The organism is Vreelandella hamiltonii, from assembly GCF_014651795.1.
Lineage (GTDB): Bacteria > Pseudomonadota > Gammaproteobacteria > Pseudomonadales > Halomonadaceae > Vreelandella > Vreelandella hamiltonii.
In genome coordinates, this window is the sequence record NZ_BMXO01000031.1 from 1 (window position 1) to 1329 (window position 1329).

Annotated in this window: 1 rRNA gene; it reads left to right on the top strand. The window is 43.9% G+C overall.

Annotation, left to right across the window (positions count from 1 at the left end):
• Positions 1-1329 (top strand): 23S ribosomal RNA (locus IE061_RS17875); the annotation flags it as partial.

The following is a 1329-nucleotide window of genomic DNA, read 5'->3' on the forward strand; positions in this document are numbered from 1 at the left end:
GAGTGAAATAGATTCTGAAACCATTTACTTACAAGTAGTCAGAGCACGTTAAAGTGTGATGGCGTACATCTTGCAGTATGGGCCGGCGAGTTATGTTAATATGCAAGGTTAAGCAGAAAAAAGCGGAGCCGTAGGGAAACCGAGTCTGAATAGGGCGACTTTAGTATATTGGCATATACCCGAAACCAGGTGATCTATCCATGAGCAGGTTGAAGCTTAGGTAAAACTAAGTGGAGGACCGAACCGTAGTACGCTAAAAAGTGCCCGGATGACTTGTGGATAGCGGTGAAATTCCAATCGAACCTGGAGATAGCTGGTTCTCTTCGAAATAGCTTTAGGGCTAGCGTATAGTATTGTTTAATGGGGGTAGAGCACTGAATGTGGAATGGCGGCATCTAGCTGTACTGACTATAATCAAACTCCGAATACCATTAAAATTAAGCTATGCAGTCGGAACGTGGGTGATAACGTCCACGCTCGCGAGGGAAACAACCCAGATCGTCAGCTAAGGTCCCAAAATTGTGTTAAGTGAGAAAGGTTGTGAGATTTCATAAACAACTAGGAAGTTGGCTTAGAAGCAGCCACCTTTTAAAGAGTGCGTAATTGCTCACTAGTCAAGAGATCTTGCGCCAATAATGTAACGGGACTCAAACACAATACCGAAGCTACGGGCACATTATGTGCGTTAGGAGAGCGTTTTAATTTCGTTGAAGTCAGACCGTGAGGACTGGTGGAGAGATTAAAAGTGAGAATGCCGGCATGAGTAACGATTCGAAGTGAGAATCTTCGACGCCTATTGGGAAAGGTTTCCTGGGCAAGGTTCGTCCACCCAGGGTTAGTCAGGGCCTAAGATGAGGCAGAAATGCATAGTCGATGGACAACAGGTTAATATTCCTGTACTTGGTAAAAGAATGATGGAGTGACGAAAAAGGATAGTTCTACCACTTACTGGATTGTGGGGTAAGCAACAAGAGAGTTATATAGGCAAATCCGTATAGCATAATCTTGAGTTGTGATGCATAGTGAAGACTTCGGTCGAGTAACGAATTGAATGATTTCATGTTTCCAAGAAAAGCTTCTAGTGTTAATTTTTTATCAACCTGTACCGAGAACGAACACACGTTCCCAAGATGAGTATTCTAAGGCGAGCGAGAAAACCAATGTTAAGGAACTCTGCAAAATAACCCCGTAAGTTCGCGAGAAGGGGCGCCTATTTTTAATAGGCCACAGAAAATAGGGGGGGCAACTGTTTAGTAAAAACACAGCACTCTGCTAAGTTGTAAAACGACGTATAGAGGGTGAAGCCTGCCCAGTGCCCAAAGGTTAAAC